Below are 23,764 nucleotides of genomic sequence, written 5' to 3'. Positions count from 1 at the left end.
GCTCCTTCCTCACCAGAGTCATGACACTGTGTAGATTGCGATGGTCCTTGATCAAGTTCAACGCCGCGCCTGGCGACGTCATCCGCATCGCGCTTGCCGCCAAGGGCATGTGGCCATCAATCGCGCGTCAGCAACTCGCGCACCAGTGACGTCCAATAGCTGACCCCGATGGGGGTGGCAGCGTCGTTGAAGTCGTAGTTGGGGTTGTGCAGTGAGGCGCTGTCCTCGCCGTTGCCCAGCCAGATATAGGCGCCGGGGCACTCCTGCAGCAGATAAGCGAAGTCTTCCGAGGCCATGGAGGGTGGCAGATCGCGATGGACCTTCTGGATGCCGGGCAGTTGTGCCAGGACATTGGCGCAGCGTTCGGCGTGTCCCGGAGTATTGAGGGTCGCCGGGTAGCGTGGCTGATAGTCGAACTCGACCTTGAGGCCATGGAAGGTCGCCATGGCATCGACGGCATCATGGAAGCGCTGCTGCAGGTACGCCCGCAGTGCCGGGTCGAAACAGCGCAGCGTGCCACGCAGCTCGACCACTTCCGGCATCACGTTGAAGGCATCGCCGGCATGGAACTGGGTGATGCTGAGAATCGCGGTCTTGTGGGCCGGCGTCTCGCGGCTGATCAGCCCCTGAAGCTGGGTCACCAGCTGGCAGGCCGCCAGGATGGTGTCCTTGCCCAGATGCGGCATGGCCGCATGACAGCCATGACCGCTCAAGGTCAGGGTGAAGACATCGAAGGCCGCCATCACCGCCTCGTCATGCACGGCGGCTTCGCCCAGCGCCAGTCCCGGCCAGTTGTGCAGGCCGTAGATGGCCTCCATCGGGAACTGCTCGAACAGGCCATCCTCGACCATGCGGCGTCCGCCGCCTTCGTTTTCCTCGGCGGGCTGGAACACGAACACCACGCGCCCGGCGAAGTCAGGATCACGCGCCAGCGTACAGGCCGCGCCCAGCAGCATGGTGGTATGGCCGTCGTGGCCACAGGCATGCATCTTGCCGGGTGTGTGCGAGCAATGTGAGACGGCGTTGGCCTCGGTGACATCCAGCGCGTCCATGTCGGCACGCAGACCGATGGTACGTCCCGGCCCCAGATTGCCATCCAGCACCGCCACCACGCCGGTCTCGGCAAGTCCGGTGGTGACCTCGAGACCCGCCGCACGCAGGATCTCGGCGACGCGCGCCGAGGTGCGGTGCTCCTCGAAGGCCGTCTCGGGATGCTGATGAAACTCATGACGCCAGCTGCGCAGCAGTGCCTCGTCGATGTTCTCGGGTAGTTGCATGCTGAATTCCTGTGGAAACCGGCACCCTGGAGTGCCGGCTTGAATGTGTTGAGAGGGGGGAAGCAACGTGCGAAGCCCGTGTGATCAGAGCAGTGCCTGAGCCACGACCGCCGAGCCGATATAGGTGCCAGTGAAGACCAGCAGCGAGATGATCACCAGCTTCCAGCCGGCTTGGCGGAACATGCTGAACTCGCGCTTGCTCAGCGCCAGACCCGCGTAGCCGAGTACCGGCGTGACGATGGCGAGGAAGTTGACGAAGCTCAGCTGCTCGGTGATCCAGCCGCTGCCCGGGAACCATGGCAGTGTCATCAGGATGCTGACCAGCGACACCCAGGCGATGGCCGGCAGATAGAAGGGCATCAGGCGTGCGACGCCAAGGCCGAGCATGGTCATCACGTAGAGGATCAGCATGCCGGGGGCGGCGTCGATCAGGCTGGCACCGTTGATGGTGTTGACCACCCAGCCGACCACGCAGACGACCGCGACCACCAGTGCCGTCTTGCCCAGCTGGTTCTCCGGGCGATCTTCAACCAGCGCCTCGGAGGCCAGCGTGGCTTCCTCGTCATTCATGGAGCCATTGTCGCCGGCTCGCTTGCGGCTGAAGAAGGTGAACAGACGCTCGGCGACCGGCAGGGCGATGAACAGGGACACGTAGAGGCCGGTGGCATAGGTCAGCAGGTTGCTGGCGCCGGCAAAGGCCAGCAGCTCCTCGCCCATCTCCGGCAGGGCACCGGCGATGGCGCCGGAACATGCCGCCACCATGCTGCCGCTGCCGACACCACACGCCATGGCCAGCGCACGCGGGTCGAAGATGTCCAGCGAGGTCAGGTAGCCCGCCATCAGCGCGAACCACAGGGTGCCGAACATGGTACCCACGACATAGACGCCCATCACGCCGACACCTTCCGGCCCCTTGAGGCCGTATTTGTCGGAGATGATCGCGATATTGGGTTCCCGCGCGATGGAGTAGGTCGCGCCGATCGCCTCACGGCCCATCTTGAGCACCACGACCGCGATCGGCATCGCGATCAGCATGGTGCCCAGATTGCCCAGCTCCTGCAGGATCAGCGCCGGACCTGCCGAGATCAGTTGCTCGATGGCCGGGCCGATGGTGGAGCCGAAGCGGGCGATGAACGGCATGATCGACAGCAGGATGACCGGTCCTGCCGCCGCGCTGACCACCGGCGGGATGACACGTTTCGTGCCGCTGAACAGGTGCGGATTGCACAGCACGGCCGCAATGAAGGCATAGAACAAGGGCAACAGCAGCAGGGTGCCGGGGCCGAGGGGGAACTTGAGGATACCGATCAGTTCGGCGCCGAGAGATAGCACCACGACCAGCAGATGCAACCGCCAGTCCAGGAGTTGAGCGAGGGGCATGTGGGACTCCGCTTGTTATTGTAGTGACTGCTTGTGTAGTAACTTCTTTTGTAAGAACTGCTTGAATAGCAACGACTTGTGAGGCGCCTTCCTGTCCAGTGCGCGCTTGTGTCGTGACGACGTCTCAGACACGGGCACCGCCTCGGGGAGACCCCGAGCCTGTCGCCCTCTGGTGGAGCGATCAGCGGGTTTCAGTATTGTCACGAGCGGCGCGCTAAAGAAACATGATAGGTGTACGAATAAATAGAGCATGCTGGCGGACGGCGATGGGCAGAGAAGGCTCTCCTCATACGAGGACACCCCGCACAGGGCGGGGTGTCGGGTGGTGCAGTCGCAGTGCGACAGGGCTCAGTCGTCCGTGATCACGCGCAGCAGCTCATGGCAGGCACCGAGGCTGTGATAGTCACACTTGGCGCCGGGCGAGCTCTTGAGATCATCGAAGCGCTGGTTGTCGGCATTCAGCAGGCGATACCAGGCGCCGTAGCGATGGTCGATGAAGTGCTGCCAGGCGTAGCCCCACAGGCGTTCATACCACTCGGCGTAGTGCGACTCGCCGGTGGCCTCGTTCAGCAGCGCTGCGGCCACCAGGCTCTCGGCCTGCACCCAGAAGTACTTCTCGTCGTCGCAGATGGTGCCATCCGGCGCGAAGCCGTAGTAGAGCCCACCACGTTCGCCGTCCCAGGCCAGATCCATCGCGGTATCGAACAGACGCTTCGCGGTCGGCAGCAGCCAGTCGTCATCGCGGTGACGCTTGAGCATCAGCAGCAGCTTGGCCCATTCGGTCAGGTGGCCCGGCTGGAAGCCCCAGGGACGATAGAGGTTCTTGGGGTCGTCGCGGTTGTAGTCCCAGTCGACGTTCCAGTCGCGATCGTAATGCTCCCAGATCAGGCCATCGGCCTTGGCGGCCTGACGCTGGCAGATGTTGCGGGCCAGGGTCATGGCCCGCTCCAGATAGCGTTCGTCATCCGTGGCTTCAAAGGCGGCCAGCATGGCTTCACAGGCGTGCATGTTGGCGTTCTGGCCACGGTAGTCGGACAGTGTCAGCCAGTCGGCACTGGCTTCATCGGCGTACAGACCGTGATGCTCCGACCAGAAATGCTGCTCCATCAGGGCGTGGGTCTCGTCCAGCCAGCCGCGGGCCTCCTCGATACCGGCGCGCCAGGCCGTCGCGTAGGCCAGCATCACGAAGGCCAGTCCGTAGCACTGGTTGGTGTGGTCCGCCTCGCCTTGCTCGCTCAGCGACCACAGGTAACCACCGGTCTGCGGATCGAGATGCACCTCGCGCAGATAATCGATGCCATGACGGGTCGCGGCCAGACACGCCTGGTCACCGGTGCGCAGATATTCCATCGCGAAGTTGAAGATCATCCGCGTGCTGCTGACCAGATGACGCGCTGCGGGTGCATACACGCTGCCGTCATCACGATACGCCTGGAAGTAGCCGCCGCGTTCCTGATCCACCGCGCGCGGCAGATAGAAGTCCATGATCGAGCGGATATGCGTGTCCAGAAAGCCGCGGCTGGCGAACGTTGCCGGCATGGGCGGCACAGCCTGCCTGGTCAGCGGTGCCTTCTGCGGCGCCTGCATCTGTTGAGAGGCGTGCTGAGTCATCAGGAGACCTCCTCGACGCCGGACGCCGCCTTGCTGGCGGTGAAGCTCTCCAGCGGGTTGAGCCAGTAGAGGTCCATCGCTGCCGTCCAGGAGAAGTCGCGACCGCCACAGCCTTCGCCGGTCACCGAATTGAAGTATTCATAGTAGCCTGCCGCCGCGATGCACTGCTGGCTGGCCTGCTTGATCCGGTCGGCCTCGCGGGACATGCCATATTCCTCACAGCCGATGGCCAGCATCCAGTTGATGTGCAGCCAGCTCGGCCCGCGCCAGTAGCGCTTGGGTTCGAAGCGGGTGCTGGCCGGGTGGGTGGAGGCGACACCGAAGGGCGCCTGTTCCAGCCAGTCCTCGAGCAGGCCGCCCATGCGCTGCGCCTGGGCACCGCTGGCGACCCCGGCGAACAGCGGCAGGATACCGGCGGTGGTGACGTGCTCCAGCAGCACGTTGGCGCGCGCATCGCGGCTCAGGAAGCAGCCCAGCTCATCGCTCCACAGCGCCTGCACGCCTTCCTCGGTGCGCGCCAGCGACTGCTTGAGGCTGTAAAGCGCCTCGCCGTGGGTGTTGACCAGGCCTAGCCCGCCGGCATCCTCTTCGCATAGCGCGATCAGGTCGCGCGTGCCACGGTGCAGGATGGAGATGAGGCTGATGTCCTCGACGCGGTACGGGCAGTCGCGATACAGCACCTCGGCGTCGTGCTCGTTCTGCTGGAAGAACTTCACCAGATAGATGTAACGATCATATTCGTACTTGTGCGGGCGCTCGGACGGGTCGACCAGCCCCGTATCGCGACGCACGTATTCGGCATCGACCGGCGGCACGCCAGCCAGCGGGCCATCCCACTGGGGGCTGTTGTCCATGCCGGACTCCCAGGGGTGATAGCTGCACACGCGGCCGGTATGTTCCGGATCACGGTCGCGGTAGAACCACAGGTGATAGCGGATGACGCCGGGCAGGGTGGCGGCCAGTTTCTCCTCGGCAAGCCGGCGGTCACGGCCTTCCTCGAACAGCAGCTTCATGACGCTGGCCAGCACCGGCGGCTGGGAGATGGCGCTGGTCGACGGGCTATGCTTGACGCCCCAGACTTCCGGCCCCGGGAAGTAGGTTTCCGCGTCACCGTGGAAGACGATGTGCGGCACCATGCCGTTGTCCCACTGACCTTCCAGCAGGCGCTCGACCTCACGCCAGGCACGTGCTTCGTCGCCGGCGGCCAGCCAGCCCAGCGCGGTGATGGCGGCGTCCCAGTTCCACTGGAAGGGGTAGAGGCCACGCGTGGGCACGGTGTAGCCGCCCAGGTCGTTGAGCTTGAGAACGTCGTGAGAGCTGAGCGCGTCGAGCTTGGCATTCATGTAAGTCGGCTCCGTTCGGGATGACAGGTTCGAAATCAAAGGTTCTGGATCAAAGGTTCTGGATCAAAGGTTCGCAATCAAAGGCTCGGGTCGAAAGGGATCAACACGCCTCACGCCGACATCAGCTGGCCGCTGTGGTCATAGAAGCGCATCTTCTCGGCCAGCGGCCGGATGTGGATGTCACTGCCATTGGCGATCTCCAGGTCACTCGGTACGTTGACGCGCAGCATCTCGTCCCCGAAGCGAGCAGTCAGCTGCTTGTGGGAGCCCAGCAGCTCCGTGACCAGCACACGGACCGGCGCGAAGTCCTCGGTGGGCTCGAAACGCACCTCGAAGTCCTCGGGGCGGATACCGCACCTGTGGATCTGGCTGGCGGCCGGGGCGGCCTGGTGCCAGCGCGCATCCGGGGCGATGAAGTTCATCGGTGGATTGCCGATGAAACTGCCGACGAATTCGGTCGCCGGATAGTGGTAGATCTCGGAGGGCGGCGCGTACTGCTCGATCTGGCCCCCCTTCATGACCGCGATGCGGTCGGCCAGGCTCATGGCCTCGACCTGATCATGGGTCACGTAGATGGTGGTGGTGTCGGAGGCGGCGAGGATGGTCTTGAGCTCGGCGCGCATCTCCAGGCGCAGCAGCGCATCCAGATTCGAGAGCGGCTCATCCATCAGCAGCACTTCCGGTTCCATCGCCAGGGCACGCGCGACCGCGACCCGCTGACGCTGACCGCCGGAGAGCTGGCCGGAGTAGTGATCCAGACGGTCCTCGATGTGCATCAGCTCGGCGGTTTCCTTCACCTTGCGCTGGATGTGCGCTTCGCTGTCCTTGCGCACGCGCAGGCCGAAGGCGATGTTCTCCGCCACCGTCATGTGCGGGAAGACGGCGTAGTTCTGGAACACCATCGCGATGCGGCGATCCCGCGGTGCCAGTGAGGTGATCTCACGCTCGCCGATGCGGATCGAGCCGCTGCTCTCGTACTCCAGCCCCGCTATGATGCGCAGCAGGGTGGACTTGCCGCAGCCGGACGGGCCGAGCAGCACGGTGAATTCCTTGTCACGGATCTCGAGATCGATGGACTTGAGGATTTCCTGCTTGCCGAACTGCTTGCGTACGGCACTGATCTGGATGGCTGACATGGTCGGACTCCTTGTAATCGTGAGCGACGGCGCTGGATGGACAGGTGACAGCCGTCGTCATGCATTGGCCGGATGAAGGGCCGTACGCTAGCGGTTGGAAATGCCCCACATGCTGAACAGGTACTTGCGGATCGCGAACAGGAACAGCAGCGCCGGGACGACCAGGATCAGGCCGCCGGCGTATTTGATCTCGGCGGGCGACTCGGAAAGGCTCTGGACCAGAAAGGCCGTCAGGGTGCGGTTCTCGACGGTGAGAATCGCCGAGGCGAACACCTCGTTCCACGAGATCACGAAGGCGAATACCGCAGAGGCGGTGATGCCCGGCGCGGCCAGCGGCAGCACCACGCGGCGGAAGGCCTGCCAACGATTGCACCCCATCAGCCAGGCGGCTTCCTCGAGTTCCACCGGAATGCCCATGAACAGGCTCGAGGTGATCAGCACCGCGAAGGGCAGTGCCAGGGTGGCGTGGACCATCGCCAGCCCCAGGATGGAGTCATCGATGCCCACCTGGATGAAGATGACGGCCAGCGGCAGCGCCAGCAGCGGCATCGGGAAGGCCCGCGACAGGATGATGACCAGACGAAAGGCGTTCATGCCCGGAAACACGAAGCGGGCCAGCGCATATCCGGCGGGAGCGCCGAGCACGATGGCGATCACCATCGTGAAGGCGGCGGCCAGCAGCGAGTTGCCCAGCGCACTGATCACGCCCTGGTAGTGCCAGAAGAAGTCGAGGGTCTCGAAGCTCAGCGCCGGGGTCAGGGTCTTGGGCCAGCCGCTGATCTGCTCCGGGGTGCTGACACTGTTGAGCATCAGCAGGGCGATGGGCACCAGCACCCACAGCACCAGAATCGCGACACCGGCACGGAACAGCCATTTCCAGGCCATGTCATGACGGCGTGGCTTGTGTGCGCTCTGCGCCTGCGCCGGGGCCTGGGAATCGGAACGAGAAGACACGGGAGCCGGCATGATGGCCTCGGATGTCGTGGATTTCATCAGCGTGCCTCCTTCGGAACGTTGAGGAACTTGAGGTAGCAGCCGGTGATGACCACCGAGATCAGCATGATCAACACCGCGTAGGCGGAGGCGGCGCCGGTCTGCTGATAGAGGAACTGCCAGTCGAAGGTCTCGCTCATCAGTACCGGCATGTCGCTGCCGCCCAGCATCATCACCACCGCGAAGACTTCCAGCGCCAGCAGGGTGCGCAGGATCAGTGCCGACTGGATGCTCGGGCGCAGCATCGGCAGGGTGATCTTCCACAGGCGCTGCCAGTAGCTGGCGCCGAACACCTGACCGGCCTCGTCATATTCCTTGGGGATCAGCCCCATGCCCGACACCAGGATCACCAGCACGATGGCGGTGCCGCGCCAGATTTCCGCGACCACGACCGCCAGGAACAGCGCGAAGGCGTTCTGATAGTTGAGCCACGAGGTTGGCGCATCGATCACGCTGACCGCGCTCAAGAAGCTGTTGAGAAACCCGAACTGTTCCAGGATCGCCAGCCAGATGATGCCGGCGGCCAGATCGGAGATGCCCAGCGGAATGGTCCAGATGTAGAGGATGCTGTCGCGCCCCTTGTTCATCTTTGTGACCATCAACGCCATGCCGATGGCCAGCACCAGCTGGACCGGCACCACGACACCGGTGAGCAGCAGGGTGTTCTTGAGCGAGGGCCAGAAATTGAAGTCCTGATAGATGCGCGTGAAGTTGGCGAGACTCACGCCGCCGTCAGGCTGGGTGAAGGCCTGGGCGAAGATCTCCAGAAAGGGGTAGAGGAAGAAGGCGCCCATGAACAGCAGGCTGGGGGCGATCAGGTAATAAGGTAGCCAGCGATCGTGCTTCATCTTTGCTCACCTTTGACGTTGTTGTGATGGCGTGTCGGAAGGGTTTCGGGGCACCGGGTCGGCATGACAGGGGTTGGCGTACCGTCATGGCGACCCGTCGAGGGGTGCCGTTGCTGCTGCTTGTGTTGCGAGTGATGCAAGTGATGCAAGTGATGCAAGTGATGCAAGTGATGCAAGTGATGCAAGTGATGCAAGTGATGCAAGTGTTGCGAGTGATGCGTTCTGTCGGTGCTGTCGAGCGACGGCTCGAGTAAGCGAATTACTTGACCGGGCAGGGGCCGTCGCTGGGCGTGTCCGGCAGCCAGCAGCCTGCGCCTGATTTGTTGATCAGCGTCTGCAGGCGCGGCGCGAGGATATCCAGCGTCTCCTCGATGTCGGCGTCGCGCAGCACGATCTGCACGAAGGCATCGCGGTAGATCTTGTTGAACAGGCCCGCCTGTTGCCCCAGGCCGCTGGGCAGCAGGGACAGCACGGCATCCTCGGCGGAAGACTGTGTCGCCACCGCCTTGCCGGACATGCGAATGCTGGCGGGCAGATCATCAGGCAATTCAGCGGTGACCACGGGGAAGAAGTTGGTGGCGCGCAGAGTGCGAATCTGGGCCTCGGGCGTCATCAGATAGCGGATCAGCTTGCGACTGGCTGCGGGATCGGAGGCATTGGCCGGCATCGCCAGCCCTGCCACCACCGGCATGTAGCCGCGACCGCTGGGGCCTGCCGGCGCCGGGAAGGCCACGAAGTCATCGGGACGCTTGTTGAAGGCATCCTTGAGGCGCGCGGTGTGATCGAACGCCACCCATACCTCACCATTGAGCAGCGGTTCCTGCATGAAACCGTAGGCGGTGGAGCGTGGATTGGTCACCGCCCAGATCTCGCGGAACTTCTGCCACATGGCCACGGCATCGGCGCTGCGGAACTCGCGCACCACCGAATGGGTGAAGGAGGGATAGAGATAGCCTTCCAGGAAGCGGTGGATCAGCCCCTTGCGACCGGCCGGGAAGCCCAGCTTGGGCTGGCCGGTGGCGGTCTCGAGATTGCGTCCCCAGGCCAGCAGCTCGTCATAGCTCAGTGCATCGAGATCCGCGCCTTCGGGCAGGTAGGGCAGCGCCTTGCGATTGGCCGCCATGATGTAGGTGGCCTGCATCCAGGGGATGTAGCGCTGCTGCTCGCCGCCCAGCTTGCCCAGCGTCAGGTATTGCTCGCTGATGCCCTTGTCCTTGAGCGTGCTTGCCAGCGTATCCAGTGGCGCGAGAATGCCGGGCGTCAGCGAGCCCAGCTCGCCATGCAGGCCGCCGAGCAGGTCCAGCGCGCCTTCGGGACTCGATTTCTCCGCCTCCAGTCGTGACAGGAAGGTACCGGTTTCCTGCGGCATGTAATCGATGGACTCGGCGTAGGGTGCCAGGGCGATCTCGCGCATCTGCTGGGCTTCTTCCAGCGGCCTTGCCTGGGTGCTGAAGAAGGTGAGGTCAGCGAGGGCGGAGGTGCTGCCCAACAGTGCCATCACGGCGAGGGCGGTCGGCATCTTGCGCATGGGTGTCTCCCGGGGCGGGTAGTGGGATGAAGAGGCAGCGTTCACGGGCGGCGCGTCAGGCAGTGGTATCGCGCAGCAGAAGCTCGTAATCGAAACAGCGGTGGCGTGGCACACCCTCTCGCGGGGCCAGTACCAGCTCGATCAGCGCGTGGCTGACGGTCTCGAAGGAGATGTCCAGCGTGCTCAGGCTGGGCTGCTGGTACATCAGCGGTGGCAGGTTGTCCGCCCCGATGATGGCGATATCCCGGCCGGGCGCCCGCCCGCTCTCGCTGACGGCTTCCATCACCCCGTAGGCGAAGATGTCGCTGGCACACACGAAGGCGGTGGGGGCATCGGCACTTGCCAGCACCTCTCTGGCGACCTGATAGGCGCTGGCGTAACCGTGGGGGCAATGGCGTGAGCTGGGGGCGAGGCTGGCCTCGCGCATGGCCTGCAGATAGCCGGTCTCACGCTCCACCGCGGTATAGAGATCGCTGAAGAAGTTGAGGAACAGGATGTTGTGATGTCCCTGCTGGATCAGATGGCGAGTGGCGCGCAGGAAACCATCGGCGGCATTGATGTCGACCCAGTCGTGCTCGTCGGCGCGGCCGGTGCGACCGTGGGTGACGAAGGGGACACCGCTGTCGAGCAGGAAATCGACGCGTGGGTCCTGGATGCAGGTACGCGCCACCACGAAGGAGTCCACCTTGCCGCCATCGATGAAACGCTTGTAGGTCTCCAGCTCGTCGCGGTCTTCTGGCACCGTGGTGACGATGAGGTCGTGCTCCGGTGCGGCATCGTGCAGTGCCTGCCCCAGCGCCACCAGCAGGCGGGTGTTGAACTGGTCACGAAAGTCGCCCTGGGCGCCGTTCATGATGTAGCCCACCGAGGAGGTGCGCCCGGTCTTCAGGCGGCGTGCGCTCTGGTTGGGTTGATAGCCCACGTCGTTGGCGAAGGCCTGGACTCGTTCACGCGTCGCTACGCTGACATCCTCGAACCCCCCCAGGGCGCGAGAGACGGTGGTCACCGAGAGCCCCAGTTCAGTGGCGAGATATTTCAGCGTGATCTTCGGTGGCATGGTGCAGGCCTCTGGCAAGGTGTCTGGCAAGGTGTCAGGTCGTGAAATCGCTGGAAAGCATCTTCCGAAACGTTTCGGATGGATCATTTCACTAAATTTGGTGCCCCCGCAATGCTTTCGATACCAAAGGATATGTCAGTAATGATTCGTAATTTTCAGACGTTGCGCCTGCCTGTTACGTTGGCGCTGATGACACGCTGATTGAACGTTTCACGACATCGTGAACCGGGCGGTGAACCGGGCAGTGAAGAGGGCTGAAGAGGGTACTGAAGAAGGTACTGACGAGGGGCAATCAAGACGGCAGCAACGAGAACGCCCCGCAGAGCGGGGCGTCGTGGGGATGGCATGTGTCAGCCGAGAGGCGGGCCGTCGCGGGTCAGCGGCTCTGGGGTTCCAGCGCTGCGGCCTGCTCGCGTCGGGTGGGACGAACCAGGCGGCCCTGCAGTTCCTCAAGCGAGACACCCTTGGTCTCGGGCATGAAGAACAGCACGAAGATCAGCTGCAGCAGCATCATGAAGGCGAAGAAGGCGAACACCGGCCCACCGCTGAACTGGCTGAGGATGGTCGGCATCAGCAGCGCGATCAGGGCCGCGAAGATCCAGTGTACGGAGCTGCCGAAGGACTGCCCCATGGCACGGACCTTGTTGGGGAAGATCTCGGAGATGAACACCCAGATCACCGTGCCCTGACTCATGGCGTGCGCCGCGATGAACACGCCCAGCAGGATCGGCACGCCATAGCCGCCCATGGCGGAGAAGTCCTCGAGATGGAAGGCCCAGGCGATCAGGCACAGCGACAGCAGATAGCCGGCCGAGCCGATCAGGATCAGGGTGCGGCGGCCCAGCTTGTCGATCAGTGACATCCCCAGCATGGTGAAGACCAGATTGATGACCCCGATTCCGGCCGTCGAGAGCAGGGCGGCGCTCGATTCCAGCTGCGCCTCGGCCAGAATGCGCGGCGCGTAGTAGATGATGAAGTTGATGCCGGAGAGCTGATTGAAGGCCGCGATCAGGAAGGCGAACAGGATCGGCAGACGATAGCGCCAGGCGAACAGACGGGTGTGCTGCTTGGCACTTTCCTCGCTTTCCGTGCCACGGATGATGGCGATTTCCTCGGCGATGTCGGCCTTGGGGTTGATCAGTCGGATGATCTCGGCGGCACCAGCTTCATCGTTGCGCTTGAGAATCAACCAGCGCGGGCTGCGCGGTACCTTGCAGATCATCAGCAGGTAGAGCGCGGCCGGCACGGCTTCCACCCCCAGCATCCAGCGCCAGTTCTCGCCGTCCATGAAGCCGATGAAGTAGTTGGAGACGAAGGCGATCACGATCCCGAATACCACGTTGAACTGGTAGAGCCCGACCAGCGCGCCCCGGCGCTCGCGGGGGGCGATCTCGGAGATATAGATGGGTGCTGCCACGGAGGACGCACCAACACCGAGCCCCCCCAGCAGGCGGAAGAACGAGAACACATAAGGGTCGGTGGCCAGCGCCGAACCCAGCGCCGAGACCAGATAGAGGATCCCGATCCCGATCAGGGTCGCGCGGCGGCCGAAGTGATCTGTCGGCCAGTTGCCGAAGATGGCGCCGATGACCGTGCCCCACAGTGCCATCGACATGATGACCAGGCCGTGCATGAGGTCGCTGAGACCCCACTGGCTCTGCAGAGAGGTGTCCGCACCTGAGATGACAGCGGTATCGAAGCCGAACAGGAAGCCGGCGAGAGCGACCGTGATCGACCATTGAAGAATGCGTGGCATGGCGTAGCTCATCCAATGAGGCGTGAAGGAAAGACAGCGATTCGCGGAGGTTAATCGTTCAAGAGTGTATAGGTGAATCGTGTCACCTGACAATAATAGCCTAACGTGAGCGATATCGTTTATCCGCTATACCTTAGGGTGAGAGGCGCGCCTGGCGATATCCGAGGCACCGTCACGTGCCTTTTTTGATGTCTGATATCAATAGGTTATCAATTAGGTGCTGCCGTTATTCCAAATGGTTTTATCGTTATTCTATTTTTGCGTTCGCGCCCGGACAGGCGTAGGCTGAGGTCCATTCACCTTGATTGACTCAGGAGGCCGAAGGATGGCAAACACGACACAGCAGCCCCATGTCGAGAGCTTCTTCGACGAAGACAGCAATACCTTCACGCATCTGGTGCGTGACCCGCACTCCCGGCGTTGCGCGATCATTGATCCGGTACTGGATTTCGATTACCCCGCAGCCCGCACCACCACGCAGTCGGCGGATGCCCTGCTGGCCCACATCGCGGACGAGTCGCTGGAGGTGGAATGGATTCTCGAGACCCACGTCCATGCCGACCACCTGTCGGCCGCCGCCTACCTGAAAGACAAGCTTGATTGCCAGCTGGCGATCGGGGCACGCATCCGTGAGGTGCAGGACATCTTTGCGGACATCTTCGCGGCCGAGGCGGGTTTCGCGCGTGACGGACGTCAGTTCGACCGCTTGCTGGAAGAGGGCGACAGCCTGGCCATCGGAGGGCTTGAATGCCGCGTGCTGCATACTCCGGGCCATACGCCGGCCTGCGTGAGCTATGTGATCGGAGACGCCGTCTTCGTTGGCGATACGCTGTTCATGCCCGATTACGGCACCGCGCGCTGTGACTTCCCCGGCGGTGATGCGCGCACCCTGTACCGCTCGATCCACAAGGTGCTGGCGCTGCCCGACAGCACCCGCCTGTATCTGTGTCACGACTATTCCGCCGAAGGGCGCGAGGGCTTCTGTTGTGAGACCACGGTCGGGGAGCAGCGCCAGCACAATATCCACGTGCACACCGGGATTGATGAAGCGGCCTTCGTGGCCATGCGTTCGAAGCGCGATGCCGGGCTTGGCATGCCGCGCCTGATGCTGCCGGCGGTCCAGGTCAACATGCGGGCCGGCCAGATGCCGCCTGAGGACGCCAATGATCAGGCCTATCTCAAGATTCCGCTCAATCGTTTCTGACCCTCGCCGCCTGCACAGGTAAATAAATGACGTAGACTTCTTACGTGTCTATGCCCATTTTCTTTTCAAGGAGTCACGGATGAACAATCCCGCCAGCGATTCAGCCTCATCACCGTCACCAGCAACCAGGGGCGAGACGACCGTCACGGTGCCCCCCAATGCCCACAAGGTGGTGATTCTGGGAGGAGGGGCCGGCGGGATTGCCGTGGCAGCCAGCCTGCTCAAGCGTCAGGCCGGCATGGATATCGCCATCGTCGAGCCATCGGAGCAGCACAGCTATCAGCCGGGCTGGACGATGGTCGGCGGCGGGATCTTCACCCCGGAGTCCACTCGCCGGCCGATGTCCACGGTGATGCCCAGGGGCGTGCACTGGTATCGCGAGTCCGTGGTGGGCATCGACGCGGACGCGCATGAGGTCACGCTGGGGGATGGGCGCAAGCTTCGCTATGAGCGTCTGGTGGTGGCCATCGGGCTTGAGCTGGACTGGGCGGCCATCGAAGGCCTCGAAGAGACCCTGGGCAAGAATGGCGTCACCTCCAACTACCGCTATGATCTCGCGCCTTACACCTGGCAGCTGGTGCAGTCCCTGCGCAGCGGTCGTGCGCTGTTCACCCAGCCACCGATGCCGATCAAGTGTGCCGGCGCCCCCCAGAAGGCGATGTACCTGTCCTGCGATCACTGGCAGCGTGAAGATGTGCTCGGTCAGCTGGAGGTCACCTTCCACAACGCCGGGGGCGTGATGTTCGGCGTGCCGGCCTATGTGCCTGCGCTGGAAGAGGCCGTGAAGGGCTATGGCATCGAGGTGCAGTTCCATCAGCGTCTGATCGCCGTGGATGGGGAAGCGCAGACGGCGCGTTTCGAGGTGGCGGCGGCCGAGGAAGGCGGTGAGCCGCAGATCGTCGAGCAGTCCTTCGACATGCTGCATGTGGTACCGCCCCAGAAGGCGCCGGCCTTGATCAAGGACTCCGGGCTTGCCAACGCCGCTGGCTGGCTGGAGCTTGAACCCGAGACCCTGCAGCACATCACCCATCCCGACATCTTCGGACTGGGGGATATCAGCGGTACCTCGAACGCCAAGACCGCCGCGGCCGTGCGCAAGCAGGCGCCGGTGGTGGTGGAGAATCTGCTCGCGACCCTGGCCGGCGACTCGCTGGCGGCGGGCTATCGTGGCTATGGCTCCTGTCCATTGACGGTGGAGAACGGACGCATCGTGCTGGCGGAATTCGGCTACGGCGGTGAGCTGCAGCCGACCTTCCCCAAGTGGCTCAATGACGGTACCCGTCCGACGCGCCTGGCCTGGCAGCTCAAGGCACGTGGCCTGCCGTTCATCTACTGGAACCTGATGCTCAAGGGCCATGAGTGGCTGGCGCGTCCGGCGTCACGCGATGTCTGAGCCGTCCGAGCTGACCCACGCACGCTCGCGCGGCGCGCTTGCCCGCTGGCTGCCGCTGGCGGGTTGGCTTGCCCAGTATGATCGCCAGAGTCTCGGGCGTGATCTGCTGGCGGCGGTGATCGTCAGTGTCATGCTGGTGCCGCAGGCGCTCGCCTATGCGCTGCTGGCGGGGCTGCCGGCGCAGGTCGGCCTGTATGCCAGCATGTTGCCGCTGGTGCTGTATGCGCTGTTCGGCACCAGCAGCACGCTGGCCGTCGGGCCGGTGGCGATCATCTCGTTGATGACGGCGTCCGCCATCGCAGGCATGAGCGGTGCCGATGGTGCCGCGCTCTCGACGCCCGAAATGCTCGCCGCGGCACTGCTGCTGGCGTTTCTCTCCGGCGCAATGCTGATCGCCATGGGGCTGTTGCGGTTGGGGGCGCTGGTGAATTTCATCAGCCACCCGGTGATCTCCGGGTTCATGACGGCCTCCGGTGTCCTGATCATCGCCAGCCAGCTCGGGCCCATGAGCGGCCTGCGCCTGAGTGGCGGCAATCTGCTCGAGATGGGGGAGTCGTGGCTGTCATTGCCGCAAGGGGCCGGCGTGCATTGGCCGACACTGGCCCTCGGGCTGGGCTGCTGGGCCGCCCTGACGCTGGCGCGTCGTCATCTCAAGCAGGGCCTGATGGCCCTCGGGATGCGCGAGAGCGCGGCGGGCATGCTGTGCAAGACCACGCCGATCCTCGCCGTCATCCTGTCCAGTCTGCTGGCCTGGGGCCTGCATGATCCTCTTGATCAGGGCGAGCAGGGCATGGCACTGGTCGGCAGCGTGCCCGGCGGCTTGCCCACCCTGAGCCTGCCGTCCCTTGTCTGCAATGACTGGTCGGGACTGCTGGTGTCGGCGCTGTTGATCAGCGTGGTCGGCTTCGTCGAGTCACTGGCACTGGCCCAGACCCTCGCCGCGCGTCGGCGTCAGCGCATCGACCCCGACAAGGAGCTGATCGCGCTGGGCCTCTCCAACATGGGTGCAGGCGTCAGCGGCGGCATGCCGATCTCGGGCGGGCTGTCGCGCTCGGTGGTCAACTTCGATGCCGGGGCGGCCACGCCACTGGCGGGGGCCTTCACGGCCATCGGCATTCTGCTCGCCAGTCTGTGGTTGACGGACTGGCTGGCGTGGCTGCCACGCGCGACGCTGGCGGCCATCATCATCGTCGCCACCAGCAGTCTGATCGACCTCGCGGCAATCAGGCGCACCTTCCGCTACTCGAAGGGCGATGGGGCGGCCCTGATGATCACGCTGATCATCACCCTCGTGCAGGGGGTGGAGAGCGGCATCATCGTCGGCATCCTTGTGTCACTGGGGCTCTATCTCAAGCGCACCAGCCAGCCGCACAGTGCGCTGGTCGGACGCGTGCCGGGCAGTGAGCACTTTCGCAATGTCGAGCGACATGAGGTCGAGACCGACCCGGAGCTGGCGATACTGCGCATCGATGAGAGCCTGTATTTCGCCAATGCGCGCTATCTGGAAGACACCGTGCTGGCGCTGGTGGCACAGCAGCCGTCGCTCAGGCATCTGGTGCTGGCCTGCCAGGCGATCAACCTGATCGATGCCTCTGCGCTGGAAAGCCTGGAGGTCATCAATGAACGCCTGACGGCAGCCGGGGTGTCGCTGCATCTGAGCGAAGTGAAGGGCCCGGTGATGGACCGCCTCAAGCGCTCTGAACTGCCGACCAATCTCGGCGGCGAGATCTATCTGAGCACCTTCGATGCTTGGCAGGCGCTGAGCATCCACGGCAGCCATTGTGGCCAGTGCTGCGCACGGGATGGGGTCAGCCAGACGGCGGCGGCCGGCTGATAGGAGAAGGCGCTGGTTTCATGGGAAAGCCGTGAAGGGAAGCCGCAAAGGAAAAGTGGTGAAGTAAAAAGGTGAATGAAAACGCCCCGCCTCGGGGATTGCCGAGGCGGGGCGTTTTCGTCATCTGATCAGGCAAGACGCTCAGCCAATACGTTCAGTCAAGTACCGGCCCGATGATGTGCTTGACCTCCAGATAGCCCGCCAGGCCCCACGGGCCCAGTTCACGGCCGATGCCGCTGCGCTTGAAGCCACCCCAGCTGGCCTGTACCAGCGGCAGCTGCTCGCTGTTGTACCACACCACGCCTGCGCGCAGACGGCGGCCGACTCGCTGGGCGCGCCTGGCATCACCGCTGACCACCGTGGCCACCAGCCCGAAATCGCTGTCGTTGGCGAGGCGAATCGCCTCGGCCTCATCCGCCACGCGACGTGAGCACAGCACCGGCCCGAAGATCTCCTCACGCCACAGACGGCTCTCCACCGGGACATCGGTGTAAAGCGTCGGCGCCACGAAGTAGCCCTTGGTCGGCAGGCTGCGATGGGTGTCATCGCGCAGCGCCGTCAGACCTTCCTCGCGCGCCACATTGAGATAGCCCAGCACGGTGTCACGTTGGCGGGCGCTGGTCATCGGTCCCATCTGGGTGGCGGCGTCCAGCGGGTCACCCAGCACCAGTGCATCGATACGACTGGCCAGGGCGGTGTGCAGGTCATCGGCGATGGCCTCATGCACCAGCAGGCGCGAGGTGGCGGAGCAAATCTGCCCGGCATTGAAGTAGATGCCGGCCATCACCCAGTCAGCGGCGTCGTCGATGTCGGCATCTTCCAGCACGATGATCGCTGACTTGCCGCCCAGTTCCAGTGACACCCCACGCGTACCGCAGGCCGCGGCCTGCATGACCTTCTCGCCGACCACATTGCTGCCGGTGAAGGAAATCTTGTCGATGCGCGGATGACGGGTCAGCGGCGCGCCGATGCCATCGCCATCGCCGTGCAGCAGGTTGAACACGCCTGCCGGCAGACCGGCTTCCAGGGCGATCTCGGCCATCACCTGCTCCGGCAACGGCGTCACTTCAGACGGCTTGATCACCAGGGTACAGCCCGCGGCGAGCGCCGGCGCGACCTTCCAGGCGCTGGTGACCAGCGGGAAGTTCCACGGCGTGATCAACCCCACCACGCCGGCTGGCTCCTGATAGCTGTGCGCCGCATAGCCCTCGACATCATGCGCGACCACCGCGCCCTGACGGGCATCCAGCGCGCGTGCCTGCTCGGCGTAATAGCGGTAGCAGCCGATGGCGTCATCGAGATCGATCTCGGCCTCGGCGCGAATCTTGCCGTTGTTGCGGCACGACATTTCCACCAGCGCTTCCCGGCGAGATGTCAGCCCCTCGGCGAAGGCCTCCAGATAGACGGCACGCTCGGCGCCACTCAGCGCCTGCCAGCCCTCGAAGGCATTGGCAGCCGCCGTGACGGCGGCCTCCACATCACGCGCATCCCCCGCCGTCACCTCGGCGATGACGGTTTCCTCGAAAGGATTGGTGACCGCCAGACGGCGCTCGCCGTGGGACTTGACCCACTCGTTGTTGATGAACTGCTGATCGAGCTTGTGCATTGAAGTAGCTGACATGGGAGTTCCTTGCCGCCAGTGACATACGGGGGACTGGCGGTCATTGTTCAATGTTGTGAAGAGATGCGATGCGCCGAATCGGACTCAGCCGGCGATCGAGCGCTGCCACCCGGCCGCGTCGATTTCCACCAGCAGCGGGGCGCTAGCGTCGCGCTCGTCCAAGGCGACCTGCAGTGCCTGGGGGGAATCGATGGCGACGGCGGCGCAGCCGAAGCCGCGGGCCAGCAGCTGGAAGTCGGGGGCCTGGATGTCGACGCCCAGACGCGTGACGCCGGCGTTGTCCATGAAGCGGCGAATCTCCTCATAGCCCTGGTTGTGCCACAGCACGATGACGACCGGCAGCTGTTCTTCCACCGCGCAGGCGAGTTCCGACAGCGTGAACATGATGCCGCCATCGCCGACCAGCGCGATCACCGGCAGGTCCGGGCGGCCCAGGGTCGCGCCCATCGCGGCGGGCAGGCCGTAGCCGAGCGTGCCGTAGCCGGTGGAGGCATTGAAGTAGCGGCGCGGTGCCGGCTGGCTGAGCAGGTGGTTGGCCGCGTAGACCGTCGCGCAGGAATCGCCGACCCAGATGGCCTCCGGCAGCGCTTGCTGGAGGGTGTCGAACAGCGGCACGTAGGGCGCGAAGGCCGGGTCGGTCGGCAGGGCGAGGGCTTCCAGTGTCGCAGCGGTGATCTGCGCGCCGCGACCTGTGCCTTGCGGGTTGCCCTTGAGGTCAGCCAGACGATCGGCGAGCGTCTCCAGCGCCAGGCTGGCATCGGCGACGATACCCAGCGCGGCGGCTTGATTGCGCGCCAGCTGCTCGGGGTCGATATCGATGCGGATCAACTCTCCGCCGATCACGAAGCCATCATCGAACACCACGTCGTAATCGGTCTCGCCAAGCTCGGTGCCGATTGCCAGCACCACATCGGCGTCGCGCGCCAGATCGCGTACCGCAGGCAGTGCGGCATTGGCGCCGAGATCCAGCGGGTGGGCGCTGCCCAGAAGGCCCTTGGCATTGATGGTGGTGACGGTGGGGGCATCCAGCGCCTCCACCAGTTGACGCGCGGCCTCAGGCGCGGCGACACAGCCACCGCCCAGCAGTACCAGCGGGCGCTCGGCGCCTGTCAGAAGGGCCACGGCCTCGTCGATCAGCGCCGGGTCCGGCGCGAGACGCCCGATGCGTGAGCGCGTGACGTCATGGGTGATGCGACCGGCAGGCAGTGGAATCTCGGCATTGAACAGGTCAATGGGAATCTCGAGATGCACCGGGCCCGGGCGGGCACCCTCGAACAGCGCAAAGGCACGGGCCAGCACTTCCGGCAGCGCGGACGGGTCGAGCAGGGTGTGGCTGAAGCGCGCCACGCCCGAGACCAGCTGCTGCTGGCTGGGCAGTTCATGCAGACGCCCCTGGCCCCGCCCGAGGGTGTCCGAGCGATTGACGCTGGAAATCACCAGCATCGGGATGGAGTCGGCCAGCGCCTGGCCCATCGCGGTGGTGATGTTGGTCATCCCCGGGCCGGTGATGATGAAGCACACTCCGGGCTTGCCGGTGCTGCGGGCATAGCCATCGGCCATGAAGCCGGCGCCCTGTTCATGGCGCGGGGTGACGTGGCGAATGGTGCGCGCAGCGGGATCGGCATCCGGCTCCAGGCCCCGGTAGAGTTCGACGGTATGTACGCCGGGAATACCGAAGACGGTATCGACGCCGTAGGTGTCACGCAGCAGTCGGATCAGGAGTTCAGCACAGGTCATGGCAGGCTATCCGGCAGACGGGAGCGCCGTGGCGCCCCCGGAAGTCATGAGGAAAAGGAGTCCTAGGAAAAGGAGTCCAAGGAACAGGAGCCCAGGCACAGGAGGCTGGTGGTGGCACAGCGCTCTTGCGGCGTGCTGGCCTCGGCTCAGAACACGAAGACGTGGGCGATACCAGCGATGATCGGCAGGGTGATCAGCGTGCGCAGCACGAAGATGGCCACCAGTTCCCAGATCTTGAGCGGAATCTTCGATTTGAGCAGCAGGGCACCGATCTCGGACATGTAGATCAACTGGGTCAGGGACAGGCAGGCGATCACGAAGCGGGTCAGTTCGCTGTCGATGTCCTTGGCCAGCACCGCCGGCAGGAACATGTCGGCAAAGCCGACCAGCGTCGCCGGGGCTGCCTCTGCCGCGTGGGGAATCTGCAGCAGTTCCAGCAGCGGAATCATCGGGTAGGAGAGCCAGGTGAAGACCGGCGTGAACTCGGCCAGCATCAGCGCCACGGTCCCGATGGCGATCACCACCGGCAGCAGACCGAGGAAGATGTCCGCCACGTTGAAACCGGCCGATTTCACCAGCTTGAGCGGGCCTGGGGCATGCTCGGCGCGCGCGACGGCCATGCCGAGTGAGTAACGCAGCACGCCACAGTCGCTTTGGTTCTCTTCACTGATCTGACAGCCGACCGGCTCGTGGTAGTCATCACGCTTGCGCGACAGCGGCGGCAGACGCGGCACGATGACGGCGGCGATCAGGCCCGCGATGACGACGGTCAGATAGAAGGGCACGAACAGGTGATTGATGTTCATGAAGCTGGTGACCAGCAACGCGAAGGCGATCGAGACCACCGAGAAGTTGGTGGCGATCACCGCCGCTTCGCGCTTGCTGTAGAAGCCCTGCTCGTACTGCTGGGTGGTGATCAGCACGCCGACGGTGCCGGAGCCCATCCATGAGGCGGTGGCATCGATGGCACTGCGTCCCGGCAGATCGAAGATGGCGCGGAACGGGCGACGCACGAGGCTGCCGATGAATTCCATGAAGCCGAAGTCGACCAGCAGCGGCAGCAGAATGGCCGCGAAGAAGAAGAAGGTCAGCAGGACAGGGGCGAGATCATTGAGCATCACACCGCCGGTGAAGGCCGCCGTGACCTGGGTCGGCCCCCACTGGAAGTAGGTCATCAGCGCGAAGATGGCGCCGAGGGCGCGCATGGCAAACCATACCGGCGCGACATCGAACAGCTCATGTGCCGCGCCCTGACGTGCCCAGGCCGGTTTGGCGAACTTGACGAAGCCGGTGAGGATCACCGACAGACATAGCACCGCGACGGCGATGGCGGGCAAGGCGCTGCCAAGCGCGGCCTTGAGCCAATCGGCCATCAGGCCCATGCCGATGTTGATGGTGTCGCCAACACTGAACGGCACCAGGAAGAAGCTGACGCCGAGCAGTGACGGCACCAGGAATTTCATCAGCCCCTTGGCCGTGAGCGGCACCGGGCGGGTGGCGATGAGGTCTTTCTGAGCTTTCTCGCCATTTTGTGTCTTGTCGGAACGTGAATCAGTGCTTGAGCTGGAGCGGGGCGGCGTGTGATCCGCCGTCGGGTCGATGCTGGTTGTCATTCGGGTCACCTAGATCTTGTTGTAATGGTCAGGCTCTAGCCGAGCATTGTGTGATGCATCATGCCGTATCGTGCTGGGTGATTCTGTGTGCGCCGAGGGCGGGACGAGCCCCCGGCGCGGGTGCAGCAGGACAGCGGGTCATTCGTGGATCGTTCGCGAGCGTCTTGGCGCAGTCGTGCTGATGACTCAGCCGTTCTGCTGGATCAGTCGCGCTGTTGCACGCCCGGCAATACGCAGAGCATCTCGTAGAGCAGGGTCGCGCCCATCAGCGCGGTGTTGCCGCTGGTGTCGTAGGGCGGGGAGACTTCCATCAGGTCACCGCCGACGATATTGAGGCCACGTGCGCCGCGCACGATTTCCATGCCCTGGGGCATGGTCAGGCCGCCGGCTTCCACGGTGCCGGTACCGGGTGCGACGGAGGGGTCCAGTCCGTCGATGTCGAAGGTGATGTACACCGGGCGATCGCCCATCATGTCTCGCACTTCGGCCATCAGCGGGGCGAGTGACTTGAACCAGCACATCTCGGCGGTTTCCACGCGGAAGCCCTGCTGACGGCACCAGTCGAAGTCATCGGCGGAGTAGCCGGTGCCACGCAGGCCGATCTGCACCACGCGGTGGCTGTCGAGCAGGCCTTCTTCCTGGGCGCGACGAATCGGCGTGCCGTGGGCGATGGGCTCGCCGAACATGTGGTCATTCACGTCGGCGTGGGCATCGATGTGAATCAGGCCGACCGGGCCGTGCTTCTTGGCGATGGCGCGCAGCACCGGCAGGGTGACGGTGTGGTCACCGCCCAGGGTGAGCGGCACGCAATCGTGGCTGAGCACTTCATCGTAGAATTTCTCGATGATGTCCATGCTCTTGGGCAGGTGGAAGGTGTTGATCGGCACATCGCCGATGTCTGCCACCTGCAGGCTGTCGAAGGGCGCGGCACGGGTGGCCATGTTGTAGGGGCGCAGCATGCGCGATTCATCACGGATCTGACGCGGGCCGAGACGCGCGCCCGGACGGTTGGAGGTACCGATGTCCAGTGGAATGCCGATGAAGGCGGCATCCAGGCCTTCTGCGGTTTCCTGAGCCGGCAGGCGCATCATGGTGGCCGGGCCGCCGAAACGTGGCATGTCGTTGCCGCCCAGTGGCTGATTGAATTCGCTCATCTGTCTCTCCAGGGTCTTGAGTCGCTCGCGATACGCTGACGGCGAGCGGGGTATTGTGATGGTTCGCCTGATCGCCTGGCCGGACGGTGTCATGAAAGCCGGCGATTCTCCTTGGCGCATACCCCAGCTTTGCAGTAACCATGCCAATTTTCAGTCGATTGATTTTATTGGATTTTCTAAAGAGATGGTTGTCGAGTGATTCATTTGTGGATCACTCGTGCGTCAATATCGATTCAAAAATGGATCGTCGATTCATTTGTGGATCACATTCAGGCATCA

General features: G+C 64.0%; 17 protein-coding genes. 3 read left to right on the top strand and 14 right to left on the bottom strand.

Features of this window, described 5'->3' with window-relative positions:
* Window positions 1-116 precede the first annotated feature (116 nt).
* The 10 genes from HXS66_RS09495 to HXS66_RS09450 form a co-directional block, all read right to left on the bottom strand.
* Window positions 117-1,277 (bottom strand): M20 aminoacylase family protein, encoded by a 1,161-nt coding sequence (locus HXS66_RS09495; RefSeq protein WP_176503416.1) that lies wholly within the window; start codon window positions 1,275-1,277, stop codon window positions 117-119.
* Between the two features lie 84 nt (window positions 1,278-1,361).
* Entirely contained in the window at window positions 1,362-2,657 is a 1,296-nt protein-coding gene (locus HXS66_RS09490) for a DUF3100 domain-containing protein (protein WP_176503415.1), read from the bottom strand.
* Between the two features lie 348 nt (window positions 2,658-3,005).
* Window positions 3,006-4,268 (bottom strand): AGE family epimerase/isomerase, encoded by a 1,263-nt coding sequence (locus tag HXS66_RS09485; protein ID WP_308478220.1) that lies wholly within the window; start codon window positions 4,266-4,268, stop codon window positions 3,006-3,008.
* Window positions 4,268-5,611: a trehalase family glycosidase gene (locus tag HXS66_RS09480; RefSeq protein ID WP_176503414.1), complete on the bottom strand. Its 1,344-nt coding sequence runs from the start codon at window positions 5,609-5,611 to the stop codon at window positions 4,268-4,270. Before HXS66_RS09480 ends, HXS66_RS09485 begins: the two co-directional genes overlap by 1 nt.
* A 110-nt stretch (window positions 5,612-5,721) precedes the next feature.
* Entirely contained in the window at window positions 5,722-6,747 is a 1,026-nt protein-coding gene (locus HXS66_RS09475) for an ABC transporter ATP-binding protein (RefSeq protein ID WP_077375967.1), read from the bottom strand.
* 87 nt (window positions 6,748-6,834) lie between these two features.
* On the bottom strand, window positions 6,835-7,740 hold the full coding sequence (locus HXS66_RS09470) for a carbohydrate ABC transporter permease (protein WP_218015162.1): 906 nt from the start codon (window positions 7,738-7,740) through the stop codon (window positions 6,835-6,837).
* Window positions 7,740-8,588, bottom strand: a complete 849-nt coding sequence (locus HXS66_RS09465) for a carbohydrate ABC transporter permease (RefSeq protein WP_077375970.1) — start codon at window positions 8,586-8,588, stop codon at window positions 7,740-7,742. The genes HXS66_RS09470 and HXS66_RS09465 overlap by 1 nt, the downstream gene beginning before the upstream one ends.
* A 259-nt stretch (window positions 8,589-8,847) precedes the next feature.
* The gene (locus HXS66_RS09460) at window positions 8,848-10,116 is read right to left on the bottom strand and encodes an ABC transporter substrate-binding protein (RefSeq protein WP_103751427.1); all 1,269 of its coding nucleotides are present in this window, start codon (window positions 10,114-10,116) and stop codon (window positions 8,848-8,850) included.
* A 55-nt stretch (window positions 10,117-10,171) separates the two neighbouring features.
* Complete coding sequence (locus HXS66_RS09455; RefSeq protein ID WP_176503413.1) at window positions 10,172-11,173, bottom strand: substrate-binding domain-containing protein; 1,002 nt, start codon at window positions 11,171-11,173, stop codon at window positions 10,172-10,174.
* A gap of 376 nt (window positions 11,174-11,549) precedes the next feature.
* Window positions 11,550-13,022 carry a sugar porter family MFS transporter gene (locus HXS66_RS09450; protein WP_255303182.1) on the bottom strand — a complete coding sequence of 491 codons (1,473 nt, stop codon included), beginning with the start codon at window positions 13,020-13,022 and terminating at the stop codon, window positions 11,550-11,552.
* Between the two features lie 232 nt (window positions 13,023-13,254).
* Here HXS66_RS09450 and HXS66_RS09445 point away from each other — a divergent pair, with 232 nt between their 5' ends.
* The 3 genes from HXS66_RS09445 (at window position 13,255) to HXS66_RS09435 (ending at window position 17,360) form a co-directional block, all read left to right on the top strand.
* Window positions 13,255-14,133: an MBL fold metallo-hydrolase gene (locus HXS66_RS09445; RefSeq protein WP_176503411.1), complete on the top strand. Its 879-nt coding sequence runs from the start codon at window positions 13,255-13,257 to the stop codon at window positions 14,131-14,133.
* Window positions 14,134-14,212: 79 nt separating this feature from the next.
* Window positions 14,213-15,526, top strand: a complete 1,314-nt coding sequence (locus HXS66_RS09440; protein WP_176503410.1) for an FAD/NAD(P)-binding oxidoreductase — start codon at window positions 14,213-14,215, stop codon at window positions 15,524-15,526.
* Entirely contained in the window at window positions 15,519-17,360 is a 1,842-nt protein-coding gene (locus HXS66_RS09435) for a SulP family inorganic anion transporter (protein WP_176503409.1), read from the top strand. Before HXS66_RS09440 ends, HXS66_RS09435 begins: the two co-directional genes overlap by 8 nt.
* A gap of 154 nt (window positions 17,361-17,514) precedes the next feature.
* Here the strand turns inward: HXS66_RS09435 and HXS66_RS09430 are convergent, their stop codons facing one another.
* From HXS66_RS09430 to speB, 4 genes are all read right to left on the bottom strand, one after another.
* Window positions 17,515-18,981: an aldehyde dehydrogenase family protein gene (locus tag HXS66_RS09430; RefSeq protein WP_255303181.1), complete on the bottom strand. Its 1,467-nt coding sequence runs from the start codon at window positions 18,979-18,981 to the stop codon at window positions 17,515-17,517.
* An 84-nt stretch (window positions 18,982-19,065) separates the two neighbouring features.
* On the bottom strand, window positions 19,066-20,718 hold the full coding sequence (locus HXS66_RS09425; protein WP_176503408.1) for a 5-guanidino-2-oxopentanoate decarboxylase: 1,653 nt from the start codon (window positions 20,716-20,718) through the stop codon (window positions 19,066-19,068).
* 146 nt (window positions 20,719-20,864) lie between these two features.
* Window positions 20,865-22,181, bottom strand: a complete 1,317-nt coding sequence (locus tag HXS66_RS09420; RefSeq protein WP_255303200.1) for a YjiH family protein — start codon at window positions 22,179-22,181, stop codon at window positions 20,865-20,867.
* A 353-nt stretch (window positions 22,182-22,534) separates the two neighbouring features.
* On the bottom strand, window positions 22,535-23,485 hold the full coding sequence (gene speB / locus HXS66_RS09415; protein WP_077376000.1) for an agmatinase: 951 nt from the start codon (window positions 23,483-23,485) through the stop codon (window positions 22,535-22,537).
* Window positions 23,486-23,764: the final 279 nt, after the last annotated feature.

Origin of the sequence: Cobetia sp. 5-11-6-3, from assembly GCF_013374055.1 — a bacterium.
GTDB classification, from domain to species: domain Bacteria; phylum Pseudomonadota; class Gammaproteobacteria; order Pseudomonadales; family Halomonadaceae; genus Cobetia; species Cobetia marina.
Note: the sequence above shows the minus strand (reverse complement) of the source record. Positions and strands in the feature narration are given on the sequence as shown.

Excerpts from the sequence above, each read along its gene's own strand:
- HXS66_RS09495 (WP_176503416.1), bottom strand. The coding sequence starts at position 1,277 with ATGCAACTACCCGAGAACATCGACGAGGCACTGCTGCGCAGCTGGCGT.
- HXS66_RS09490 (WP_176503415.1), bottom strand. The coding sequence starts at position 2,657 with ATGCCCCTCGCTCAACTCCTGGACTGGCGGTTGCATCTGCTGGTCGTG.
- HXS66_RS09485 (WP_308478220.1), bottom strand. The coding sequence starts at position 4,268 with ATGACTCAGCACGCCTCTCAACAGATGCAGGCGCCGCAGAAGGCACCG.
- HXS66_RS09480 (WP_176503414.1), bottom strand. The coding sequence starts at position 5,611 with ATGAATGCCAAGCTCGACGCGCTCAGCTCTCACGACGTTCTCAAGCTC.
- HXS66_RS09475 (WP_077375967.1), bottom strand. The coding sequence starts at position 6,747 with ATGTCAGCCATCCAGATCAGTGCCGTACGCAAGCAGTTCGGCAAGCAG.
- HXS66_RS09470 (WP_218015162.1), bottom strand. The coding sequence starts at position 7,740 with ATGAAATCCACGACATCCGAGGCCATCATGCCGGCTCCCGTGTCTTCT.
- HXS66_RS09465 (WP_077375970.1), bottom strand. The coding sequence starts at position 8,588 with ATGAAGCACGATCGCTGGCTACCTTATTACCTGATCGCCCCCAGCCTG.
- HXS66_RS09460 (WP_103751427.1), bottom strand. The coding sequence starts at position 10,116 with ATGCGCAAGATGCCGACCGCCCTCGCCGTGATGGCACTGTTGGGCAGC.
- HXS66_RS09455 (WP_176503413.1), bottom strand. The coding sequence starts at position 11,173 with ATGCCACCGAAGATCACGCTGAAATATCTCGCCACTGAACTGGGGCTC.
- HXS66_RS09445 (WP_176503411.1), top strand. The coding sequence starts at position 13,255 with ATGGCAAACACGACACAGCAGCCCCATGTCGAGAGCTTCTTCGACGAA.
- HXS66_RS09440 (WP_176503410.1), top strand. The coding sequence starts at position 14,213 with ATGAACAATCCCGCCAGCGATTCAGCCTCATCACCGTCACCAGCAACC.
- HXS66_RS09435 (WP_176503409.1), top strand. The coding sequence starts at position 15,519 with ATGTCTGAGCCGTCCGAGCTGACCCACGCACGCTCGCGCGGCGCGCTT.
- HXS66_RS09430 (WP_255303181.1), bottom strand. The coding sequence starts at position 18,981 with ATGTCAGCTACTTCAATGCACAAGCTCGATCAGCAGTTCATCAACAAC.
- HXS66_RS09425 (WP_176503408.1), bottom strand. The coding sequence starts at position 20,718 with ATGACCTGTGCTGAACTCCTGATCCGACTGCTGCGTGACACCTACGGC.
- HXS66_RS09420 (WP_255303200.1), bottom strand. The coding sequence starts at position 22,181 with ATGAAATTCCTGGTGCCGTCACTGCTCGGCGTCAGCTTCTTCCTGGTG.
- speB (WP_077376000.1), bottom strand. The coding sequence starts at position 23,485 with ATGAGCGAATTCAATCAGCCACTGGGCGGCAACGACATGCCACGTTTC.